Genomic DNA, 22,475 nt, shown 5'->3' on the forward strand with positions numbered 1-22,475 from the left:
TGCCGCCTACACCCGGAGCCCGAGTTGCGCGGCCACGATATTGCGCTGCACCTGTGATGAGCCGCCCGCGACTGTGGCGATCACAGAGTCCGTGTAGTGCATGCTCAGCGGATGCTCCTCTATGTAGCCGTAGCTGCCGTGCAGTTGCATGCAATACCGGGCGGCATCTGCATACAGTTCGGACGAGGCCGTCTTGGCCATCGACGCCTCTTTCACGAACGGCACGTTCGCGTCGGCGAGTTCGCCGCCGTGCCGCACGAGTAGCCGAGTCGACTCGGCGCGCGTGAACAGGTCCACCAGAAGGTGGGCTACGGATTGGAACGTGCCGATCGGCCTGCCGAACTGTTCCCGCTCCTTCACGTAGCGCAGGGTGTCGTCAAGCACCTGCATTGTCGCGCCGACGAAGCCGGCGCTGATGATCAACCGCTCCAACGGCAACTCCGCGCCGAGCTCCCGCCAGCCCTCGTTTTCGACACCGACGCGATCGGCAACCGGCACTTTCACATCGTCGAGGAACACCTCGTACACCCCGGTGATGTTGCGCCCCATCATCGGCAGCCGCCGGAGTGTGACTCCCGCGGCCGTCGGATCCAGCAGCAGCATGCTGATGCCATGTTGCTTCTTCTTCGCCATGGGGTCCGTTCTGACGTACAGCTGGATCAGCGTGTCCGGCAGCCCTGCGGCCTCGCAGAATGTCTTCTGCCCGTTGACGACATAGTTCTCGCCATCACGTGTTGCGTTGGCCAGAAGTGCGGCGGCATCGGAACCGGATTCCGGCTCAGTCACTGCGATGGAGAGCCGTCTGCTGCCGTTCATCAGCGCGGGAACCAATTGCGACTTCTGCTCGGCGGATCCGTTGCGGATGATCGTGCGCAGTCCGGATGCTGTCAGGCTGAAACAGGCGACCAGGTCGGTGCTGCCTCGCCCGAGTTCTTCAGCGACGACCAGCAGGTCGCTTTGGCTTCCGCCTGAACCGCCGTCTTGCTCGGGTATTCCAATGCCGTACCAACCCAGCTGCGCGATGCGATCGAAGATCGGCTTGGGGTAGACCCGTTCCCGATCCCAGACCAGGCAACGCCATTCGTCGCACTCTTTCTGCACGAAGCCTCGAACGGCAGCGCGAATTGAATCCAACGTATCGTCCGTCTCCGTCGGTTTGGCCGTCCCTGTCGATGTGTGTGGCATTTACTACTCCTCTGGCCATCCATAGTCGGATGGCGGCGTCAATTCCGGGTTTGTGTCGTGTCGCAGTGGCGCTGTTGCGGTCGCCAGAGAGCGCCGAGGGCGTGCGGCGAGGTGGACGGCCAACTCCTCTGTCCGTGCACGCAGGGTTTCCTCGTCGTCGAAAACACGGGTGGCCCACCCCCATGCCAGAGCCTGTTGTGCATCGAACTTCTCTCCACCGAGGGCGATCTCGGCTGCCCTGACCGGGCCAACGACGTTGATCAGGCGATGGACGATCACGCCGGGCAGCCGGAAGCCGTTGCTGATCTCGGGTAGGCGGAACGTGGCATCCGCTGCGCAGAAGCACAGGTCGCACGCCAGAGAGAGGCCCCAGCCGGCGCCGATGGCCGGGCCCGTCACCGCGGCGATCGTCGGCTGCTCCAACGCACGGATCCGCGTGAGTACCTCCGATACCAGCCGCACACGCGCCAGGCTCAGCCGGGGCGGCGAACCCGGCGCGAATTCGGTGATGTCGGCTCCAGCGCAGAACGCAGCGCCCGTGCCGGAGATCACCAGCACCCGCGCCTCCGGGTCGTCTCCGATCAGCGTCAGCTGTTCCCGCAGCGACAGCAGGAGCGCGGTCGTCAGGGCGTTGCGGCTCTGCGGCCGAGAAAGCTCCAACCAGACCACTCCGTTTTGGTCGCTGCGCTCCAACCCGTCGCCGACGCTCTTGGGCCCTCCCGCGGGCCCGTCTGCGGGTGTCATCGCTGTCCACCGCGGTGGTCCGGCCACACTTCGGGGATCACGACACGCATCAGCAGCTCGGCGGCCTCCAGCGGGTCCGGACCGAGTGGAGCGCCGACGTAGAACTCGTTGTAGCCGTGTGCCAGCGCCCGATCGCGCAATTCGATCATGGGCCCGATGCATTCCTCGGGCGTGCCGGACACGATCAACGCGTCGGCGAGCGCCTCGGAGCATCGGGCGCTCGCGCCCTCAATGCCCAGGCCGTCGTCGAAAGCCTTCTTGACTTCCTCGGCCGAGCCGACGTCGAGACCGACCTCCTGCAACGCCGGCCACAGTCTCGGATTACCCGCGACGAGAGTGACTTGCCGCCGCGCATGCGCACGGGCTCGCTCGCGGTCGGCGGAGATCGACACGTTGATTCCATAGACCATGCGCATCGGCGCTGCGCCGGCGGGCCTGTTCTTCTTGACGATGTCGAGCCCGGAGATCTCGTCGTACCGACCTGTGTCGAATGCGGCGCGTGAAAGCGTGGGTAGGTTACTAGCCGAGATCAGACCGTCGGCATGCGTCGCCGCAACACCGAGGATCAGCGGACCGACGCCGGCCAGCAGGATGTCGGGGTGGCGTATCGCCTCGTAGGTCAGTTTCGCAACTGCTCCGGGCCGATAGCTCATTGCGGCGCCAAGCACCGGGAACTCGTCGAGCTCGACCGCGTCTCCGTCCCACAACCGCCGCATCAGCGTGATCGCTTCCCGGACGACGGTGACCGGTTTGTTCTTGCTGAACAGGCTGTTGACCAGTGCGCCGCCCGTGCCCATTCCGACCACGAGTTCGTTGTCATCCGAAACCAGTTCGGCGACGGTGGCGACCGCAGATGCCATTTCGATCGGATTACGTCCGATCGGATAGGTCACGTTCGTGCCGACTCCGCAATCGGCCTGTGCCAGTGCGCCGAGTAGAGCATACACATTGCGTGCCAGTACCTGGTCTTGCACCCAGATGATGTCGAACACGTCGCTCAGTCTGCGGCCGAACTTCACCAGTTCGCGCGAGTTGCTCCACGGAGTCAGTTGAACGCCGAGCTTGGTGTTCGTGGACGGTGCTGTGTTCGTGGACGGTGCTGTGTTCGTGGACGGTGCTGTGCTCGTGGAAGATTCTGTGTTCATGGAAGTCGTACCCATAGAAGCACCCTTTCTGCGCCGATTCGGCTGCCCGCCAGCAAGTCATCTGATAACTGAACGCGAGCTTCGCGCCGTGAGATTCGGAGGGCGTGCGACGTCATGCGGTATCGAAAAGCTTGCAATGACGGGGTAGTCAAACCTATTGGCCGAGTCTGCCAGCGGGAGCCGCTCGGCTTTGCGGAGATTCTGAACACAATGCGCTTCCTTGCTCACTACATCGATCTGACATCAGATAACTCCGCATTTTGATCAATGTCAAGGGTTGACTCATCAGACATCTAAAACTATTCTGATGCCGTTATGACAAATCCAACGGACGTGACACCACAGGCGACGCCGACCCCAACCGCCGCCGTGATCAGCACCGCCATGCCGGCCCGGACACGTGCCGCAGCGAACTTTCAAGCGGCGAGCCGTCGGAACACCGGCCGAGCTCCCCGGGTGACCGAGCGCGTGGTAGACGAACTGACGTCATACATTGAAACGAACGAACTGAAGCCCGGCGACAAGCTCCCGCCAGAACGGGTTTTCATCGAGCAGTTGAACGTCAGTCGATCTTCGCTGCGCGAGGCCCTGCGCATCCTGTCCACCATCGGGGTCGTGGACGTACGCCACGGCGACGGCATGTATGTGGCAGCCGCCAGCGCCGCGGCGCATCCGTCGCAGGCGGCGATCTTCGATGCCACTGAAGAGCACGCGCTTCGGAATCTGATCGAAACACGCACTGGAATCGAACTCGCTGCGGTGACCGCCGCCGTCCAGCGTGCCTCGGATGAGGACCTTGCCGGCTTGGAACGGTTCCTCGACGATCAGGAGCGCGAGCTGGCAGAAAACCCCGATTTCAGCTGGGAGCCATTGGGCTTTGAAATCACGATTGTCGAACTTACCGGGAACAGTTGGCTGTATGACGTGGAGTTGATGCTCCGTGATGCCTGGCGCGGATTGTCGAGTGGATTGCGCACGAGCGTCGGTCGGCACCACGAGTGGCAAAGCGAGCACCGCGCCATTCTCGCGTCGATGCGCTCTCGCAACGTCAGTCAAGCACAGCGACTGGTGATCGCCCATCTCAGCCTGGAGCGATTCGAAGAAGACATCGACCGGTTGAAGAAGCGACTGAAGAGCAAGACCGCTCGCCGATAGCGGCGCGCGCCCAGATCGAAGGAAGAAACAATGAAGTTTGGCTTGCGCCTACCCGGTGCCGGCCCCTACGCGGGGCCCGAGGCAATCAGTGCGTTTGCGAGAAAGGCCGAGGAACTCGGTTTCGACTCACTGTGGATGACAGACCACATTGCGCTGCCGGTCGACATCGAATCGAAATATCCATACCGGGAAGACGGCAAATTCTTCTGGCCGCCCGAGACCCCCTACTACGACACCATTCTGACGCTGACTTGGGCGGCGGCGGCGACCCAGCGGATTCGTGTGGGCACCTCGGTTCTGATCGCCAGTTGGCATCAACCGGTCAATACGGCCAAGGCTTTGGCCACGCTGGACAATCTGAACGGCGGCCGAACGATCTGCGCCATCGGCGCGGGCTGGATGAAGGAACAGTTCGAGATTCTCGGCGCACCGTTCAGCGAACGGGGTGCGCGCACCACCGAATATATGAGGCTTCTGCGCCACCTGTGGACCGAGGATGTGATCGACTTCCAGGGCGATTACTTCCAGTACTCGGGGTTCAAGTTCTACCCGAAACCGATCAGCAAGCCGTCGATACCGCTGTGGTGCGGAGGCAAGAGCACCGGCGTTCTCAAGCGCGTCGCCGCAGTGGCCGACGGATGGCATCCGCTGTACATCGGCCCCGACGAGTTGGAGACCAAACTCACGGAGCTCTCCGGCTATCTCGCGGAGAATGGACGCTCGCTGGCCGACATCAGCCTGTCGGCGCGCCCGGTCACCCAGGCCACTCTCGATCGGTCGACCATCGAGCGCTACCACGATCTCGGCGTGAGCCTTCTGATCGCGGACACCTCGTTCGAGCATGACACCCTGCAGGGCGTACTCGACGAAGTGTCGAGGCTCGCAGACCAACTCATGCCGTTCGCAGATTGACGAAGGAAAAGAACATGCTCAGCCGTATATTCCACGTTGCGATCAACGCCAAGAACCTCGACCGATCGATCGAGTTCTACACCAAGCTCGGCTTCACCTTGCTGGTGGACCGGCCCGTCAATAATGACGTGGTGAAGGATGCCTTCCTCGTTCCCACGGGCGACTTCCGCATGGCGCACCTGCGACTCGGCGATAACCCCGACGCGACCGTGCTCGACATTGTCGAATGGTACAACCCGGCCACTGCGGATGCCGGGGACGGTCCGCTCTCGCAGCATCAGCGCGGCCTGAGCCGGTTCGCGGTTCTCACAGATGACACCCAGAAGATGTATGACGAGTTGTCGGCAGCAGGCATGACATTCCTGACAACACCGACATCGGTCCTGACACCGCAGGGTGGCTGGAGGGTGTGTCTGATCGTGGATCCAGACAACGTGGTCGTTCAGATCACGCAACTGCTGCCCGCACCGGATGAGCACGGTACCGCATCGTGAGCACCACTGAATCGGCGGTCATCCGCTGGGCTTCGCTGACGCAAACAACTCTGCTGCCGGGCGTGAGCGCCGCAACGCGCATGGGTGCCCAGCTTTCCGCGACGCTGTTCCACCTCGAGCCGCACGCGGTGGTGCCGCGGCACAGCCACCCGAACGAGGAGTTCGGCCAGCTCATCACCGGTTCCCTCACGTTGGCCGCCGGCGCCGAGACCATGAACCTGGTGGCGGGCGAGGCCTTCCTGATCCCCGGCGATGTGCCCCATTCTGCGACGGCCGGGGCGCACGGGTGCACGCTGCTGGAGTGTTACGCGCCTCCGCGCAACCCCGATCCCGCAAGCCAGAAGGAAGCAACGCAATGACCTCCCTCGCGACCGAGGCGGATTTCGCCGAATACCAGCTGTTCATCGACGGCGCATGGCAGCCGTCATCGACAGGCCGCACAATCGAGCGCACGAGCCCGAGCGACGGGCGCCTCATCGGCCGTTTTGCGCGCGCTGCGGTTCCGGATGCCGACCGAGCCGTCGCCGCCGCACGCCGCGCCTTCGACGACACGCCGTGGTCGACCCTCGGCGCGCCGCAGCGCGCGGCGCTACTGCGCAGGATCGGCGAACTGCTGCTCGAGCGCGCTGATCGCATCGGCAGGCGGATCAGCCTGGAGCTCGGCAAGCCGATCTCCCTGGCGCGCAGCGAGGTCGTGCTCACGGCAGAGGTGTTCGAGTACTACGCCGCGCTCACCCTTGACCAGCGCAGCGACATGATCTCGCGACACACCCCCACCGCATTGGGGCTCGTGCTCAAGGAGCCAGTCGGCGTTGTCGGGATGATCACGCCCTGGAACTTCCCACTTTCGCTGCTGTGCTGGAAGGTCGCGCCCGCGCTCGCCGCCGGCTGCACCATGGTCGCGAAGCCGGCGAGCGCAACCCCCGGTGCTGCACTGGAGTTGGCCAGTGTGATTCAAGACGCCGGTGTGCCAGACGGGGTGTTCAACGTGATCACGGGCAGCGGCAGCGAGGTCGGGATGGCGCTGGTCGAGCATCCGGATGTCGACAAGGTCGCATTCACCGGCTCGACCGAGGTCGGCCGCACCGTCATGGCGGCGGCATCCGTCAACATGAAGAAAATCAGCCTCGAACTCGGCGGCAAGTCCCCGAACATCATCTTCGCGGACGCCAACCTCAAACAGGCGGTGCGCAGCGCGTACTGGGGAATCTTCCTGAATACCGGTCAGGCGTGCCAGGCCGGCAGCCGAGTGCTGGTCCAGCGTGAGATCCACGACGAGTTCCTCACGGCGTTGGTCGAGCTGACCAAGACGAGCAAGGTGGGCGACCCACTGGACGAGAAGACGATGATCGGGCCGTTGGTCGACCAGACCCAGTTCGACACGGTGATGGAGTACATCAAGCAGGGCACCGACGGCGGTGCCGTGCTTGCCGCAGGAGGCAAGCGCATGGGCGGCGATCTCGCACGCGGCATTTACGTCGAGCCGACGATCTTCGACGAAGTCGCCTCGCACGAGTCGATCTTTCGCGACGAGATCTTCGGCCCCGTGCTGTCGATCACGACCTTCGACACCGCTGAGGAAGCCGTGCGCTTGGCGAACGATTCGCCGTATGGCCTGGCCGCGGCCGTTTGGAGTTCGAACCTCGACACCGCGATCAAGACCGCGAAGAAGATCCACGCAGGAACGGTGTGGATCAACGCGTACTACGACGCCGGCATGCCGTTCGCCATGCCGATGGGCGGCTACAAGACCAGCGGCATCGGCCGGGAGCTGGGCCGCGAAGGGCTCGAGCAGTATTACGAGACGAAAGCGGTGCACATCCGGCTTTCGAAAGACTGACCCACACCCACGTACACACCCACCGGTCACGGCGTCGCGCGGCTATTGCGCCGATCGCCCGACCACAATTCCCCTGATGGAGACAGTAATGCAGACAACAGAAGTAAGCGAAAGCGGCACAGAGGTCACGGCCCGCACGATGACAATCGAGAGAATCGAGGTCATCCCGATGCGTGTTCCGCTCGCCCGGCGCTTCCAGGGGAGCCACTATTCGATGACGAGCCGGTGCACCATCGTGACGCGCGTGCACACCTCCGACGGCCTGGTCAGCGAGGTCTACAACGGCGACACCGACGCGGAGCAGGATGTGATCGTCGGCATCATCCGTAACGAGATCGCCCCGCAACTGATCGGCCGCAACGCATTCAACATCGAGGGTTGCTGGGAGGCGATGCTGCCGCCGACCTATGACATCCTGCGCGACCGATCGCTCGCGCTGCAAGCGATCGCCTGCGTCGACTCTGCCCTGTGGGATCTGGTGGGAAAGGCTACGGCGACGCCGCTTTACCAGCTCTGGGGCGGATATCGTGACACACTGCCCGCGATCGCCATCGGCGGCTACTACAGTGACGACCTCGCGGATGTCGGCCGCCAGATCGAGGACTACAAGCGACTCGGCTTCGCCGGCTGCAAATTCAAGGTCGGCCGTCTGTCACCAGAGGAAGATGCGCACCGCACGGAATTGGCCCGGCAGGCAGGAGGCGACGACTTCGTGCTGATGGTCGATGCGAATCAGGGCTTCACCCGCCGTGAAGCCATCACCTTCGCACGCCTGACCGAGAATCTCAACCTACGCTGGTTCGAAGAGCCCGTCCGGTGGCTCAACGACCACCTCTCCATGCGGGACGTACGTCTGACCACTGGTCTCTCGGTAGCCGCCGGTCAGAGCGAAGACTCCCGCGCCGGGCTGCGCGATCTCATCGCATCTGGGGCAGTGGACGTCTGCAACGCCGATGCCAGCTGGATCGGCGGCCCGAGCGAGTGGCGGCGCACCGCTGCTCTGGCCTCCATGTACGAAGTGGAAATGGCCCACCACGAAGAGCCGCAGATCTCGGCGCACCTGCTAGCCGCAATCGCACACGGCACCTACCTGGAGACCTTCTCACCGGACCGCGACCCCGTCTTCTGGAATCTCATCGCCAACCGCAACGAATTCGTGAACGGCCAGTACACGGTGCCGCAAGGCCCCGGCTTCGGCCTCGAACTCGACTGGGATTACGTGAACCGGTACCGCAGCGAGCCGGTCGCATGACCACAGGCGTCGCCATCGTCGGCACAGGCGAGTCGGAGGAAATCGGTGTCGTGCCGCACAAGTCGGCCATGCAGATGCATGCGGAAGCCGCGGCGAATGCGCTGGAGAATGCGAACCTGAGCCTCACCGATGTCGACGCGCTGTTCACCTGCGGCGTCGACTTCATGCCGTCGCTCATGGTCGCAGAATACCTGGGGCTGAAGCCGAAGTACTCGAGCAGCAACTCCATAGGAGGCTCGTCGTTCGTCGCGCATCTACACGAGGCGACTCTCGCCATCCAATCCGGCCAGTGTGACGTTGCACTGATCACGCACGGTGAAACACGGCGTTCGAACCGAAAACGCGGCGTTTCCGCCCGGCCGACCCACGACGATCCGTGGCTTCCTGACTGGCAGTGGGAACGCATCTACGGCGTGCAGTATCCCCCGGCCGCGTACGCCCTCGCGGCCACACGCCACATGTACGAGTACGGTACGACGAGCGAACAGCTCGCGGAGATCGCCGTCGCCACCCGAGCCTGGGCTGCCCTCAACCCGATGGCATACAAACGCGACCCGATCACCATCGACGACGTGATGTCCTCGCCCTGGCTCGTCTACCCGTTCCACCCGTTGGACTGCTGTCTCGTCACAGACGCCGGCGGTGCGGTCGTGCTGACCTCGACCGCGCGAGCGCGCACACTGGGGGTCCCCGTCGTCGAGATCCTGGGCTCCTCCGTTGCGCACACGCACTACGGCATCTCGCAAATGCCGGACCTCTGCGTGACACCGGCGACGCAGACCGGTGCGGATGCGTTCGCTCAGGCCGGGCTGACCCCCGCCGACATCGATGTGGCCGAGCTCTACGACTCGTTCACCTACACCGTGCTGGTCACGCTCGAGGACCTCGGCTTCTGCGCCAAGGGCGAAGGCGGCGACTTCGTCAGCGGCCAGCGCACCGCGCCCGGCGGCGAGTTCCCGCTCAACACGAGCGGTGGCGGGCTCTCCTACAACCATCCCGGCATGTTCGGAATGTTCCTGATGGTCGAGGCTGTGCGGCAGTTACGCGGAGAGTGCGGCATCCGTCAGGTACCGAACGCGGAGGTCGCGCTCGTCAACGGCATGGGCGGATATCTCTCCAGTGCCGCGACGGCGATCCTCGGACGGATATGAGCATGGTCGAACCCGACAACCAGTTGATTGCGCCGACGATCTCACCGAGCCCCGACGCCGAACCGTTCTGGGAGGCGGCCAGGCGGCATGAGCTGCAATTGCCGTTCTGCGAGGCGTGCTCGCGCTACTTCTTCTACCCACGCACGCTCTGCCCGATGTGCGGGTCACGCGAAATCGGATGGCGGTCGGCTTCCGGGCACGGACGCATCTATACGTTCTGCATCCAATTCACGAATCCGGTGCCGGGATTGAGCGGAGCGGTACCCTTCGTCACCGCGCTTGTGCAACTGGACGAGGGGCCACGGCTCATGAGCATTCTCATCGGGGTCGACCCGAGCCCGAACGCAATCTCGTGCGAAATGCCGGTGCAGGTCGACTTTCTCGACCTCAACGATGGACAGACGCTTCCGATATTCCGGCCGGCGGATGATTAGGCTAGCGCGTTGTGCACACCGCCAAATCGCTTGTGCGCTACGGACGCAGCAGCACCTTGATCGCGCGGCGCTCGTCCATCGCGGCATAGGCATCCGCAACCTGCGCCAACGGTAAGGTCAGATCGAACACACGCCCGGGGTCGATCGCGCCGGAGAGCACATCTGGCAGCAATTGGTCAATGTAGTTACGAACAGGGGCGACGCCGCCGGTCACGCCGACATTCGCGTCGAAGAGGGCCCGCACCGGCAATTCCGGTCCGCCGTTCGGGGCGCCGACATAGCCGACCATGCCGCCGGGGCGGGCGGAACGAATCGCCTGATCCATCGACTCTTTGGTGCCAACACACTCGAGCACGCAGTCCGCGCCGATGTCGCCGAACATTGCCGTCACTCGGGCGACACCCTCGTCACCGCGCTCCTCGATGACGTCGGTGGCGCCGAACGCCTGAGCCAAAGCCTGCCGGTCAGCGTGGCGCGACATCGCCACGATCCGCGCAGCACCGAGCCGATGCGAAGCGAGCACCGCGCACAGCCCGACGGCACCGTCGCCGACCACAACCACAGTGCTGCCGCGGGTCACTCCGGCGGAGACTGCAGCATGATGGCCGGTGCCCATCACATCCGCGAGCGTCAACAGGCTCGGAATCATGGCGTCCGCAGGATACGACGGGGTCGCGACCAACGACCCGTCGGCGTGCGGCACGCGCACGCGTTCACCCTGCCCACCGTCTGCAAACGCACCGTCCTCGTCATCCGAACCCCACCAACCGCCGTGCAAGCACGAGGTGCTGACACCGTTGCGGCAATTCACACAGGTCATGTCGCAGTCGTAGAATGGGGCGATCACGAAGTCGCCCGGTTTGATGCGTTCAACACGCGCGCCGACCTCTTCGACCACGCCGACGAACTCGTGGCCGATCCGGTGCGGCTCGCTGGTCGGCGTGATGCCGCGATACGGCCATAGGTCCGATCCGCAGACACACGCTGCGACCACCCGCACGATCGCATCCTGTCCGGTCGACAATACGGGATCGGGCACCTCCTCGAGCCGGATATCCCGCTCACCATGAATCACTGTTGCGCGCATGAGTCGAGGGTACGCGCTGCGTGCGGGTGCCGCAGCACCGCCTCCACGGTCAGGCGCGGGGTCAGGCGCCGTGCCTGCGCCGGCGCACGCGTAGCGCAATGCCCGCCGCGATGACCACGAGGCCGAAGATCAGGAACAACGGCACATCCTCCGGTAGGCCGGTGTTGGCCATTCCTGACGCGGCGCCGGAGCCCGTCGATGATGCCGTGCCCGCGTTCGGCACGTCGACCGTCGTCGGCGCCGTCAGGTAACGCGCCGCACCGTTCGGGGCCACGCCCGCTGCGAGGATTGTGTGTGCGCCGCTCGCGTTGGCTGGGATCGTGATCGTTGCGGTGAACGCGCCGGACGCATCCGCCGCCGCGGTCAGCAGCACGGTCGCCGTCGAGTAGAACCCAACGGTCACCGGCGCGAACGCTGCGAACCCGCCACCCGAAACATGCAGTACCTGCCCGGGCACCACGTGGGCGGGCACCCCGCTCAAGGCCTGACCGATCGGTAGGATCGGCGGCAGCGGCACCACCGCCGCATCGGCGACGCTCACTACGAGTGTCTGCGTCGCATCCGGAGCGGTGCCGTTCGCCGCGGTGACCTGCACGCTGACCGACGACGCCGGAACCGCGCTTGTGCCGGATATTGTGGCCGTCCCGTCGGCATTCGGCGTGAAGGTCAATCCGGTCGGCAGCGTGCCACTGATCGACACAGTCGGCGTCGGGTACGCCGGGCCTGTGGTGATCGTGAAGGTGCCTGCGACGCCGCGGGTGAATCTGGCCGTGGCCGCACTCGTGATCGTCGGCGCAGCGTTGACCGTCACGGTCAGTTGCTGCTGCACTGTGGACACGCCGCCGACCGTAGTCAACGTCAGGTGATAGACCCCGCCGGATGCCGCGCTCGGCGTTCCAGTCAGGGTCGCCGTTCCGTTCAGCCCGTCCACGTACGACACCCCGGCCGGGAGTCCACCGGCGAGCGTGATACCGGTGAGCGCCGGGTAGGCGTGGGATGTCGTGATCTGCACGTTCGCGGCCGCGCCCGCTGTCAGCGTCGCGGTCGGCGCGCTGGTGAAGGTCGGCGCCTCGGTGACGGTCAGCGCGAAGGTCTGCGCGGCATCGATTCCGAACCCGTTGGTCGCGGTGAGACCGATCGAGTACAGGCCGCCGTCACCCGCGGCTGGCGCGCCGTGCAGCGCAGCCGTTCCGGCGCCCACGGGCGTCAGCTGCAGCCATCCCGGCAGCCCTGCCGCCGCGATCGTCGCGTCGGGGACTCCGCTTGTGGTGACGGATGCGTTCTGCGCGCCGCCGCCGACCGTGAACGTCGCCGAACCGGTGCTGGTGAACGCCGGCGGCGTGCCGACCGTCAGGAGTGCGGCCGCCGACGTCGCGTCACCGGCGGAATTGTGGAAGACCGCCCGATACTGGTTGCCGTTCATCGACTGGGTCGTCGTGACACTCAATACGGCTGCTGTCTCGTTCGGCACGGTCGTAAAGCTTGCGCCGCCATCCGTCGACACCTGCCAAATCAGGCTCGGCGCCGGGAATCCGGATGCTGCGGCACTGAACGTGGCGGTGCTGCCAGCCACGACGGTCGCCGGCTGCGGCTGCACTGTCACGACCGGCACCTCGTCGACGGTGAGCGTGAAGTTCTGTGTGCTTGATACTGCGCCGTTCGTCGCCGTCACCACCAGCGGGAACACGCCGTGCGTTCCGAGCGGCGGCGTGCCAGACAGCACGTAGCCTGGCGCGGCGGCGACCGCGCTCACCCCGGAGGGCAGTGTGCCGGCCACGGCCGAGATGTGTGGACCGGCGGGGAACCCGCCTGCCGCAGCGAAGGTGAACGGTGTCGCTGCTTGCCCGGAGACGAAAGTGACATGGTCGGGGCTCGACACGGTCGGAGCCTCGTTCACAGTGAGCACGAGGTCTTGCGAAGCCTGCCCGACGGTGTTCGACGCTGTCAGGTGCAGCGTGTACGCGCCGCCCGACCCGACCGTGGGCGTGCCCGAAATGCCCAGTGTGCCGGGCACCGCCGTGTCGAACTGCAGCCCGCCCGGCAGAGTGCCGGTCTCGGTGATCATCGGAGTCGGCGATCCGGTTGCGATGGCGCTGAAGCTGCCGGCGACACCCGCGGTGAAGGTGGCCATTGCCGAACTGGTGAATGCCGGAGCAACCCCGATCGTGATCGTCAGCTGTTGTTGCACCGATTGCACCGGGCTGGCGGTCGATGCGACGAGCGTCACGACGTGAGCGCCGATGTCGGCTGCCTGCGCAGTGCCGTCGATGGTCGCGTGGCCACTGCCGTGGTCGGTCAGGGTCAGCCCCGTCGGCAGGCTCGAGCCGCCCGCCAGCGTGATCGCTGGCGCTGGAAAGCCCGTGGCGGTGACTGCGAACGTGCCGAGCGTGCCGACGAGGAAGGTTGCGGCATCCGCGCTGGTGAATTGCGGCGCAGCTGCGACGCCGAGTTGCAGTGGCAGACTCGCGGAATCCAGCGTCGCGGTGACGGTTGCAGCGCCACTGCCACTGCTCGTGAACGTTGCCGCGGCGCTGCCCGCTGTGAAGCCCGCGGATGCCGGTGCAACCGTGCCCGCACCGGTCGCTGTCCACGCCACGTGGGCACCGCCGAGAGCGCTGACCTTCGCCGGGTCGACAGCGCCACCCGACGAGTCGGTCAGCAGATCCGCGGTCAGAGCCGAGGTCGTGGCCGGTGCGATGATCGTTGTCGGCGTGGCTGCCGCGTGCAGGGCGAGCCACGGGGTGAACGCGGGCGCCGCAATGCCGGCGACGGCGTCGCATCCGCTGGTGCTGGGGCCGGTGTTGCAGCCCCACCAGTTGAGCGTCGCCTGCGCCGCACCTGACTGATCACCGATCGCTGCGGCGCCGGTGTTGCCGACGATTCGGTTGTATTGCGCTGTCAGATGCGAACCGCTGGCTGCCGCGATCGCAGAGCCGCTTGCGCCAGAGCCGCCCGTGACGCTGTTGCCGGTGAACGTCGAACCCGTGATCGTGAGCGAGCCCGAGCCGAGGTAGACGGCACCGCCCACGCCACCGTTCGCGGAGACGCCGTTCGCCGCATTACCCGAGAACGTGCTGTTGGTGATCGACATGGGCACATTGGTGCCGGTGATGTCGTCGACGATGATCGCACCACCGCCGACTGCGGCTGCACTGTTTGACGGGCCGGAGCTGTTGCCAGAGAACGTGGAGCCGGCGATGGTGAGCCCCTGGGTTCCTGTGCCTTGGGCCTGGTACTGAATCGCGCCGCCGTTGCTTGGCCCTGAACTGTTGCCTGAAAACGTGGAGCCGGTCACCGTGAGCGAGCCGCCGGTGAATTGGATGCCGCCGCCCGGGCCGTTGTCGATCGATGCCGAGTTGTTCGAGATGGTGCTGTTCTTCACTGTGAGCGCATCTGCGGCGCCGCCCGCGGCTCCGCCGATGATCGCACCGCCGCCATAGAGGTTGTCGACCCCGCCGGTCAGGGTGACGGTGTCGATCGTGACGGCGACGCCACCGACGAGATTTGGGTCGAGGGTCATCACCTGATGGCTGCCGTCGCCCGTTATGATCGTTCCAGCAGCGCCAGTCACGGTAATATCCGCACCCGTATTCGTACCGATCACCAACGCCCCGGCGGCTAAGTGATAGCCGCCCGACGGCACATTCACCTGCACGGCGCCGCTGGTGTTGTTCGCAACGCACAGTGCGGCACGGAGAGTCAGTGGAGTCGGCGCAACGGTGGTGGTGCTGCAATTGGCCACAGCGGCATCCGCTGTAGAGGTGACCGTCAGGGTGCCTGCAGCGTGCGCGGGCGGGGCCACGACGAGCACCGCAGCAAGCAACAGCGCGGCGGCCGCACCCAATGCGGTGGCCCTTGCCTTCCGGCTGGGGAACGGCGATGCGATCCGACTCGTGTGCACGCGTTCTCGTCTCGTCTTGTTGTCGACCGGCCGGAGCACGCACAAGTCGGTTGCGTGACGGATCGACTGCAAAGCTCATGGTGACAGACGCTGAGCCCGCTGTCAGCAGGCAATTTTGCCCCCACTTAGGGGGGTGGCGGCCACCGCGAGCCGGGCTCACAATTGCCTCCAGTATCAGCGCATCCACCCCGACCGAGGTGAGAACAATGCAGCCAGTTTCACGTCGCCTCGTGGTGTTCGGCGCCACAGGCGTCGCGCTCCTAGGCGTGATCGCACGCACCGCACCGGCGGATGCGTCTGGTGCGGTTGCGCGCAGAACCGCCGGCAACTCGGCATCACCGGTCGGCAGGCAGGCCGGTCGCTTGACAGGCGGCGCGGCCGACGACTCCGCAGCCATGCCGGTGCTGCGCTCCGATTTCGCAGCCGCGGTCGGTCAACAATTCACGGCACGCGCGGAATCCACGCCAGGGTCGCCGATGCAGTTCGCGTCGCGGACACACGCTCTGACGCTGGTCGCGATAGCGGATCTGCAGCCAGCAGTCGCTGCCGGCGACGAGAACCGGTTCGCGCTGAGGTTCACGGCATCCGGAACGCGGCCGGCCGAGGGCATCTACAGACTTACTTGCGCTGGTGTGCGGGACGCCACACTGTTCATCGCTCCGGTGGGTCCTGCGAACAACCGCACGACTGAGGCCGTCGTGAATCGCGTTGCGTGAGGCGATCGTGACACGCTCGCCCACCACCCGCCCGCGCACCGCCCGCCCGCAGCCGACCCACTCGCGACTGACCCGTCGGCTCGCGAACGCGGCGGACGAGCCGTTCATCCGCTCGACTATAATGACGGATCGCGCGGCGCAATTCATGGATACAGGGCTTGACCCGAGCGCGCTCGACAGTCTGCTCGAGCTGCAGTACCTGGCGCAATGTCGTGAATATGCCACGCGCTACCCGGGCGCAGCGCAGGAATTGGTCGAGTCTGGAGGTGTAGCGGTCGGGCGCATCATCACCGCGATTGACGGCGGATGCCTCCATCTGGTGGACATTCTCATCGCCGATGCTTACCGGCGCCTCGGCATCGGCTCGCAAGTGCTAACCGACCTCTGCGAGTGCGCTGATGCTGCAGGAGCGCCGATCACGCTAACCGTGTGGGCGCAGAACACCGGCGCGCTACGCCTGTACGAGCGCCACGGCTTCCATCGCGTTGATGACGGTGCGCAAGGCGGGTATCTCGGCATGCGGCGCGAGGCGCGCGGCAACATTTTCCAGGCCGCGCATTCTGTTCACGAAGTCCCTGTTCCCGAAGTCTCTGTTCCCGAAGTCCCAGTTCAGGAGGGTTGAGCGATGTCCCAACCGTTCATCGGCGAGGTGCGCATCTTCGCCGGCAACTTCGCGCCGCTGGGCTGGTCGTTCTGTGATGGCAGTATCCTGTCGATCGCGCAGAATGTGGCGTTGTTCAGCTTGATCGGCACCACCTACGGCGGCGATGGCCAGAACACGTTTGCGCTGCCCGATCTGCGCGGCCGATTCGCCGTTCATGCCGGAACAGGCGGCGGAGGCACGACCTCGGTCATCGGCCAGGCCAGCGGTGCCGAGTCCGTCACGCTGGCGACAAGCCAGTTGCCGTCACACACCCACGTGCCCCAATCAAGCTCGGCGGCTGCGACCACGGCCACTGCGGCCGGCGGGGCCTGGGCCGCATGGTCAGACAGCCCATACGCCGCGGCTGCGGCCCCGACGGTCGCTATGAGCCCGGCCGCGGTCGCATCGGCAGGCGGCGGCCAACCACACGACAACATGCCTCCGTTCACGGCGGTGAACTTCATCATCGCGTTGTTCGGCGTTTTCCCGACACAGAACTGAACTCGTCGACCGTCTTCGTCAAGAAAGGAACTCGCCATGGCCACTCCGTACCTCGGCGAAATCCGCATGGTCTCCTTCGCCTTCCCGCCAAAGGGCTGGGCACTCTGCAACGGCCAGCTTTTGCCCATCAACCAGAATCAAGCGTTGTTCGCCATCCTGGGCACAACGTACGGCGGCAACGGTGTGAACACGTTCGCGCTGCCGAACCTGCAGTCAGAGAGCGCGATGCACGTCGGCGGCAGCTACGCGCTCGGCCAAACCGGTGGCGAGGCCGGCCACGTCTTAACCGGCGCCGAAATGCCCTCGCACACGCACGCAACTCAGGCCGCAAGCCAGGCGACCGTGGCGTCTCCGAGCGGAGCGGTCTGGGCCGCACCCGGCAAGGTCGCGTTCGGAACGAGCGTCAACACATCCATGTCGCCGACTGCACTCGACACGGCTGGCCACTCACAGCCGCACCAGAACATGCCGCCCTACCTGGTATTGAACTTCATCATCGCCCTGCAGGGCATCTTTCCGAGCCGAAACTGAGGCGTCGACCATGGCCGATCAATTCCTTGCAGAAATCCGGATGTTCGCAGGCAACTTCGCCCCCGTGGGCTGGGCACTGTGCAATGGACAACTTCTGCCGATCTCACAGAACACTGCCCTGTTCTCGCTCATCGGCACCAGCTACGGCGGCGACGGAAAGACGAATTTCGCCCTGCCGAACCTGCAGGCGGCGATGCCGCTCGGCAGTGGCAGCGGCCCTGGTCTCACACCACGGGATGTCGGCGAGCGAGGCGGCTCTGCCGCCGTCACTCTGCTGACAACCCAGCTGCCCTCACACAATCATCTGGCTCACGCGGTTGCCGCTCCCGGAACGACAAGTTCTCCGTCAACGGCAAGCTGGGCAGAACCCCGCGTCGGGCGAGCCCCGGAAGCCGCATACGCTCCGCTGCCCAACACAGCACTCCATCCGCAAGCCCTCTCGGTCGCCGGCGCGAACCAACCACACAACAACCTGCCGCCCTACACCGTCGTGACCTTCATCATCGCCCTTCAGGGCATTTTCCCGTCGCGCCCCTGACATGGTTGCAGCGGCTCGGCCGGCTGCAGCCGGACGACCGGCTACAGCGCAGCTACTGTCAGGCCGTCACCGTCCGGTGCCAAGTCGACCCGCACCGTGTCCCCGTCTCTGATGCGTCCATCCAGCAGAGCGGTCGCCAGCCGGTCGTCGATTTCGTGCTGCATCAGGCGGCGCAGCGGGCGAGCCCCGTAAATCGGGTCGTAGCCGCGCTCGGCGAGCCAGGCACGGGCATCCGGTGTCACGCCGAGAACGAGGCGGCGCTCGTGCAGGCGCGTCTGCAGCCGGTCGATGTAGAGCGAGACGATTTCGCCGAGCTCCTCCTGCGTGAGCGCGGAGAACACGACGATGTCGTCGAGCCGATTGACGAACTCGGGCTTGAAGGCCTGCCGCACCATGGCCTGAACGGCCTCTTCCTTCTCGGGCCAGCTCAGCGTCGGGTCAATCAGGAACTGCGAACCGAGATTCGAGGTGAGGATCAGGATCGTGTTGCGGAAATCGACGGTGCGGCCCTGACCATCGGTCAGCCGCCCGTCGTCGAGCACCTGGAGCAGCACGTCGAAGACCTCCGGATGCGCCTTCTCGACCTCATCGAGCAGGATCACCGAATACGGGCGCCGACGCACCGCCTCTGTCAGCTGGCCGCCCTGCTCGAAGCCGATGTAGCCGGGAGGGGCGCCGACCAGGCGAGACACCGTGTGCTTCTCGCCGTACTCGCTCATGTCAATGCGCACCATCGCGTGCTCGTCGTCGAACAGGAACTCCGCCAGCGCCTTGGCCAACTCGGTCTTGCCGACGCCGGTCGGCCCGAGGAACAGGAACGAACCGGTGGGTCTGTTCGGGTCGGAGATGCCCGCACGAGCGCGCCGAACGGCATCCGCCACTGCCCGCACGGCGGGCTTTTGCCCGATCAGCCGCTTGCCGAGTTCGGCCTCCAAGTGCAGCAGCTTCTCGGTCTCGCCCTCGAGGAGGCGGCCGACAGGGATGCCGGTCCAGGCCGCGATAACGGCGGCGATGTCTTCTTCGGTGACCTGTTCGTTGACCATCCGCGGCTGACCATCCGGCGTACTGCCCGACGCGTCCGCCTGCTCCGCGGCGGCCAGTTGCTCCTGCAGCTGCTTGATGGTGGTGTATTCGAGCTTGGACGCCTCGGCATAGTTCGCCTCGCGCATGGCACGATCGCGCGCGCGCGTTGCGTCATCGAGCTGTTTCTTGAGATCGCCCACAGCGTTGAGCGATGCCTTCTCCCGTGCCCACCGTGCTTCGAGCACAGCGAGCTGCTCGCTCTTTTCCGCGAGCTCTTCACGCAGTTTCGCGAGCCGTTCCTTGGAAGAGTCGTCCTTCTCCTTTTTTAGCGCGAGTTCCTCGACCTTCATGCGGGCGACCTGCCGATCGAGTTCGTCGATCTCAACAGGAGACGAATCGATCTCCATCTTCAACCGGCTCATCGCTTCGTCGATGAGGTCGATCGCCTTGTCCGGCAGTTGACGCGAGCTGATGTAGCGATTGCTCAGTGCCGCCGCAGCGACCAGGGCGCCGTCCGAGATCGTCACCCCGTGGTGCGCCTCATAGGCGCCCTTGAGTCCGCGCAGAATCGCGACGGTGTCTTCGACGGATGGCTCGCCCACGTAGACCTGCTGGAAGCGGCGCTCGAGCGCGGCATCCTTCTCGATGAATTCGCGGTACTCGTTAAGCGTGGTGGCTCCGATCAGGCGCAGCTCACCGCGGGCGAGCATCGGCTTGAGCATGTTGGATGCCGCCACCGATCCTTCGCCGCCACCGGCGCCCATCAACGTGTGCAGTTCGTCGACGAACGTGATGATCTCACCGTTCGCCTCATTGATCTCCTTGAGCACACTCTTCAGTCGCTCTTCGAACTGACCGCGGTACATCGCGCCGGCCACGAGCGCGCTGAGGTCGAGTGAGACGAGTCGCTTGCCTTTGAGCGAGTCAGCGACGTCGCCCGCAACGATGCGCTGGGCGAGCCCTTCGACCACCGCCGTCTTACCGACGCCGGGCTCCCCAATCAGCACCGGGTTGTTCTTCGTGCGCCGAGTCAGCACCTGGCTGACGCGGCGGATCTCGGCGTCGCGGCCGATCACGGGGTCGAGCTTGCCGGCTTTCGCCAACGCCGTGAGGTCGATTCCGTACTGTTCGAGAGCACTCTTCTGCTCCTCCTGGCTGGAGGGCGCGCCCTGCATGTTTGCCATCTAACGTCCTTCCTATGGTGTCGCCGCATCTGTTGAAGCGCCTTGCTTTGCGAACTTGAGCCAAGTCGACTCAAGTTTACAACACGTACGGATATGGTGCCAATGGGCGTATCTGTTGTTTCCACGGTGACTGTCGGGTTGTGACTGGTACTCGTCATCTTTTAGGTGGCGTGCCCGTCCCCCTGCGTTGAAGGTGCCTCTTGCTGTCAGAGTCGTCATCGCGGCACCGTGACCGGGAAGCGGGTGGCGAGGTTGCCAAGGAAGGGGCCGAGGCCGGCGGCAACGTCCTAGCTGCGTTCCTCCGGGCAGCAAAGGAACCAAAACCCGGACCAGATGCTGACCTGACGAGTCAGCTTGCCGCAATGTGTGCTGCCTTGTGACGAGCCCCGATCAGAACGCTCGGCCGCGCAGCATCAGTCAGGTAACCACGACGGCGCTTGCGTCAACGAGGATCATATTCCTCGCAGACCTCGTCGGGCAGTGCAACGACGTCGACATCGACATGCGGCGCTTCGGCGCGATTGCGCGCGATCCATTCGTCCATGCGCACGCGCGGGATCGCGTTGGATCATGTCCATCACCAGACGGCTCATCGTCGTGTGCTCGGCACGTGCTTTGCGGCGGAGCGCTTCATGCATCTCAGCTGGAAGCCCCTCGATCTGCAGATTCGCCATAGCATGACTTTTGCATGCTACTGGGATGCTAGGTTGGCGATGGGCCTGAGGATTCCTGCCAGGTCGTGGGCGAAGCGGACGGCATCGTCGGCGCTCATGGTCGCCGTGGTGACACGGATCGCTCGTGCGGCACGGTCGGTGAGGGCAAAGGCGGAGCCGGGCTGCACGCACCAACCGAGCCTGCTCAGCTCAGTGACAACGCGGGCTTCCGGAACGTCTACCGGGATCCACACGTTCAGACCGTCCGTGTCGGGGTTGACGGAGATGTTGCGCGCGCCCAGTGCTGCGGTGAGGCCGGAGCTGCGGGTGGTGTACGCAGCGCGAGCCTGGTCCAACAGTGCGAGCACCACGGGGTGGTCGAGCATGGTGGCGACGATGTGTTGCAGGATGTGGCTGACCCAGGTTGTCGCGGAGCTCAGTCGGCTGCCGAGCCGGGAGCATGTCTCGGGATCGGCGAGCACCAGGGCGACGCGCAGATCCGGTCCGAGGAACTTGGATACAGAGCGCACGAGCGCCCAGTGCGATGTCGAGGCCGGGGTGATCCGGTTGTATGGTTTGGCGGAGATCGCCGAGAAGTGATCGTCCTCGATCACCACGACGTTCGGATATCGTTCGAGTACCGCGGCGAGCTCGAGTGCCCGCTGGGGTGTCACGCTCGCCCCCGTCGGGTTGTGCGCTCGTGGCGTGCAGATCACCGCTCGGGCTCCGGTCGCCAGTGCTGCCTCAAGCGCGTCCGGGCGTATTCCGTGACGGTCGACGGTGATCGGGGCCGACCGGTAGCCATTTAATCGCAGCGTTCCGATGCTCGACAGGAAGCACGGATCCTCCACGGCGACCAGGTCGCCGCGTGTCAGATACGCGTCGAGCAGGCGTTCCACAGCGTCCACGGCCCCGTGGGTGACGATGAGGTCATGCGTCGAGTCGACGACATCCGGGGACATGTGGGTAGCCGCCCAATTTCTCAGTGCCGGTGAGACGGGCACGGCACCGTAGAGGAGGGGCGTGTAGCCGCGCAAGAAGTCGCTCGTGATCGGCGGCAGCAGCGACGCATCCGGGTTGCCGGCAGCCAAGTTGATCGTGGTGGTCGGCGACGTTGCACCCTCCCCGCGTACGCGAGGCAGCCCGCGCACGATCGTTCCCGCGCGCCGCCGCGACTCCACGACACCGGCCGCACCCAGCTGCGCATACGCGGCGGCGACCGTGTTGCGGTTCAAACCGAGGGCGCTCGCAAGCTCTCTGATCGGAGGCAGCGGCACCCCCGGAGCAAGCAGTCCGCTATCCACTCGTTCTCGAACGGACAATGCGATTTCCGCCGCAGTGGAGCCGGCGATTCCACCAAGCGACATCATTTTATAATTGTGTCAT

General features: G+C 65.1%; 20 protein-coding genes. 13 read left to right on the top strand and 7 right to left on the bottom strand.

Going from position 1 to position 22,475, the window contains the following annotated elements; translation table 11 throughout:
• Positions 1-6 precede the first annotated feature (6 nt).
• Genes QU604_RS20775 through QU604_RS20785 form a run of 3 tightly spaced genes read right to left on the bottom strand, consistent with a single transcriptional unit; the run spans position 7 to position 3,074 of the window.
• Positions 7-1,185, bottom strand: a complete 1,179-nt coding sequence (locus tag QU604_RS20775; protein ID WP_308466504.1) for an acyl-CoA dehydrogenase family protein — start codon at positions 1,183-1,185, stop codon at positions 7-9.
• A gap of 3 nt (positions 1,186-1,188) precedes the next feature.
• Positions 1,189-1,929, bottom strand: coding sequence for an enoyl-CoA hydratase/isomerase family protein (locus QU604_RS20780; RefSeq protein WP_308466505.1), 741 nt, complete (start codon positions 1,927-1,929; stop codon positions 1,189-1,191).
• On the bottom strand, positions 1,926-3,074 hold the full coding sequence (locus QU604_RS20785) for an LLM class flavin-dependent oxidoreductase (RefSeq protein ID WP_308466506.1): 1,149 nt from the start codon (positions 3,072-3,074) through the stop codon (positions 1,926-1,928). The genes QU604_RS20780 and QU604_RS20785 overlap by 4 nt, the downstream gene beginning before the upstream one ends.
• A 315-nt stretch (positions 3,075-3,389) precedes the next feature.
• On the opposite strand from QU604_RS20785, the gene QU604_RS20790 reads away from it, so the two are divergent.
• The 8 genes from QU604_RS20790 to QU604_RS20825 all read left to right on the top strand — a co-directional run bounded on the left by QU604_RS20790 (position 3,390) and on the right by QU604_RS20825 (position 10,312).
• On the top strand, positions 3,390-4,229 hold the full coding sequence (locus QU604_RS20790; RefSeq protein ID WP_308466507.1) for a FadR/GntR family transcriptional regulator: 840 nt from the start codon (positions 3,390-3,392) through the stop codon (positions 4,227-4,229).
• Positions 4,230-4,259: 30 nt separating this feature from the next.
• The gene (locus QU604_RS20795) at positions 4,260-5,141 is read left to right on the top strand and encodes an LLM class F420-dependent oxidoreductase (RefSeq protein WP_308466508.1); all 882 of its coding nucleotides are present in this window, start codon (positions 4,260-4,262) and stop codon (positions 5,139-5,141) included.
• A gap of 14 nt (positions 5,142-5,155) precedes the next feature.
• Positions 5,156-5,635: a VOC family protein gene (locus tag QU604_RS20800; RefSeq protein WP_308466509.1), complete on the top strand. Its 480-nt coding sequence runs from the start codon at positions 5,156-5,158 to the stop codon at positions 5,633-5,635.
• The gene (locus QU604_RS20805; RefSeq protein WP_308466510.1) at positions 5,632-5,994 is read left to right on the top strand and encodes a cupin domain-containing protein; all 363 of its coding nucleotides are present in this window, start codon (positions 5,632-5,634) and stop codon (positions 5,992-5,994) included. The genes QU604_RS20800 and QU604_RS20805 overlap by 4 nt, the downstream gene beginning before the upstream one ends.
• Positions 5,991-7,475, top strand: coding sequence for an aldehyde dehydrogenase family protein (locus QU604_RS20810; RefSeq protein WP_308466511.1), 1,485 nt, complete (start codon positions 5,991-5,993; stop codon positions 7,473-7,475). The genes QU604_RS20805 and QU604_RS20810 overlap by 4 nt, the downstream gene beginning before the upstream one ends.
• Before the next feature lie 88 nt (positions 7,476-7,563).
• Positions 7,564-8,727 (top strand): mandelate racemase/muconate lactonizing enzyme family protein, encoded by a 1,164-nt coding sequence (locus QU604_RS20815; RefSeq protein ID WP_308466512.1) that lies wholly within the window; start codon positions 7,564-7,566, stop codon positions 8,725-8,727.
• A complete protein-coding gene (locus tag QU604_RS20820) occupies positions 8,724-9,878 on the top strand; it encodes an acetyl-CoA acetyltransferase (RefSeq protein ID WP_308466513.1) in 1,155 nt (384 codons plus the stop codon). The genes QU604_RS20815 and QU604_RS20820 overlap by 4 nt, the downstream gene beginning before the upstream one ends.
• Before the next feature lie 2 nt (positions 9,879-9,880).
• Positions 9,881-10,312, top strand: coding sequence for a Zn-ribbon domain-containing OB-fold protein (locus QU604_RS20825; RefSeq protein ID WP_308466514.1), 432 nt, complete (start codon positions 9,881-9,883; stop codon positions 10,310-10,312).
• 37 nt (positions 10,313-10,349) lie between these two features.
• Here QU604_RS20825 and QU604_RS20830 read toward each other — a convergent pair whose 3' ends face one another.
• Positions 10,350-11,399, bottom strand: coding sequence for a zinc-dependent alcohol dehydrogenase family protein (locus QU604_RS20830; RefSeq protein ID WP_308466515.1), 1,050 nt, complete (start codon positions 11,397-11,399; stop codon positions 10,350-10,352).
• 61 nt (positions 11,400-11,460) lie between these two features.
• On the bottom strand, positions 11,461-15,300 hold the full coding sequence (locus QU604_RS20835; RefSeq protein WP_308466516.1) for a beta strand repeat-containing protein: 3,840 nt from the start codon (positions 15,298-15,300) through the stop codon (positions 11,461-11,463).
• Between the two features lie 206 nt (positions 15,301-15,506).
• Here QU604_RS20835 and QU604_RS20840 point away from each other — a divergent pair, with 206 nt between their 5' ends.
• Genes QU604_RS20840 through QU604_RS20860 form a run of 5 tightly spaced genes read left to right on the top strand, consistent with a single transcriptional unit; the run spans position 15,507 to position 18,229 of the window.
• Positions 15,507-16,016, top strand: coding sequence for a DUF6916 family protein (locus QU604_RS20840; RefSeq protein WP_308466517.1), 510 nt, complete (start codon positions 15,507-15,509; stop codon positions 16,014-16,016).
• 7 nt (positions 16,017-16,023) lie between these two features.
• Positions 16,024-16,638 (top strand): GNAT family N-acetyltransferase, encoded by a 615-nt coding sequence (locus tag QU604_RS20845; protein WP_308466518.1) that lies wholly within the window; start codon positions 16,024-16,026, stop codon positions 16,636-16,638.
• Between the two features lie 3 nt (positions 16,639-16,641).
• Positions 16,642-17,160, top strand: coding sequence for a phage tail protein (locus tag QU604_RS20850; RefSeq protein WP_308466519.1), 519 nt, complete (start codon positions 16,642-16,644; stop codon positions 17,158-17,160).
• Between the two features lie 36 nt (positions 17,161-17,196).
• A complete protein-coding gene (locus QU604_RS20855) occupies positions 17,197-17,691 on the top strand; it encodes a phage tail protein (protein ID WP_308466520.1) in 495 nt (164 codons plus the stop codon).
• 10 nt (positions 17,692-17,701) lie between these two features.
• A complete protein-coding gene (locus QU604_RS20860) occupies positions 17,702-18,229 on the top strand; it encodes a phage tail protein (protein ID WP_308466521.1) in 528 nt (175 codons plus the stop codon).
• A gap of 41 nt (positions 18,230-18,270) precedes the next feature.
• Here the strand turns inward: QU604_RS20860 and QU604_RS20865 are convergent, their stop codons facing one another.
• Positions 18,271-20,436: an ATP-dependent Clp protease ATP-binding subunit gene (locus tag QU604_RS20865; RefSeq protein WP_308466522.1), complete on the bottom strand. Its 2,166-nt coding sequence runs from the start codon at positions 20,434-20,436 to the stop codon at positions 18,271-18,273.
• A 691-nt stretch (positions 20,437-21,127) separates the two neighbouring features.
• Positions 21,128-22,459 (bottom strand): aminotransferase class I/II-fold pyridoxal phosphate-dependent enzyme, encoded by a 1,332-nt coding sequence (locus QU604_RS20870; RefSeq protein WP_308466523.1) that lies wholly within the window; start codon positions 22,457-22,459, stop codon positions 21,128-21,130.
• Between the last annotated feature and the right edge of the window lie 16 nt (positions 22,460-22,475).

Source organism: Rathayibacter sp. SW19, from assembly GCF_030866825.1.
In the GTDB taxonomy this organism is placed as follows: Bacteria; Actinomycetota; Actinomycetes; order Actinomycetales; family Microbacteriaceae; genus Rathayibacter_A; species Rathayibacter_A soli.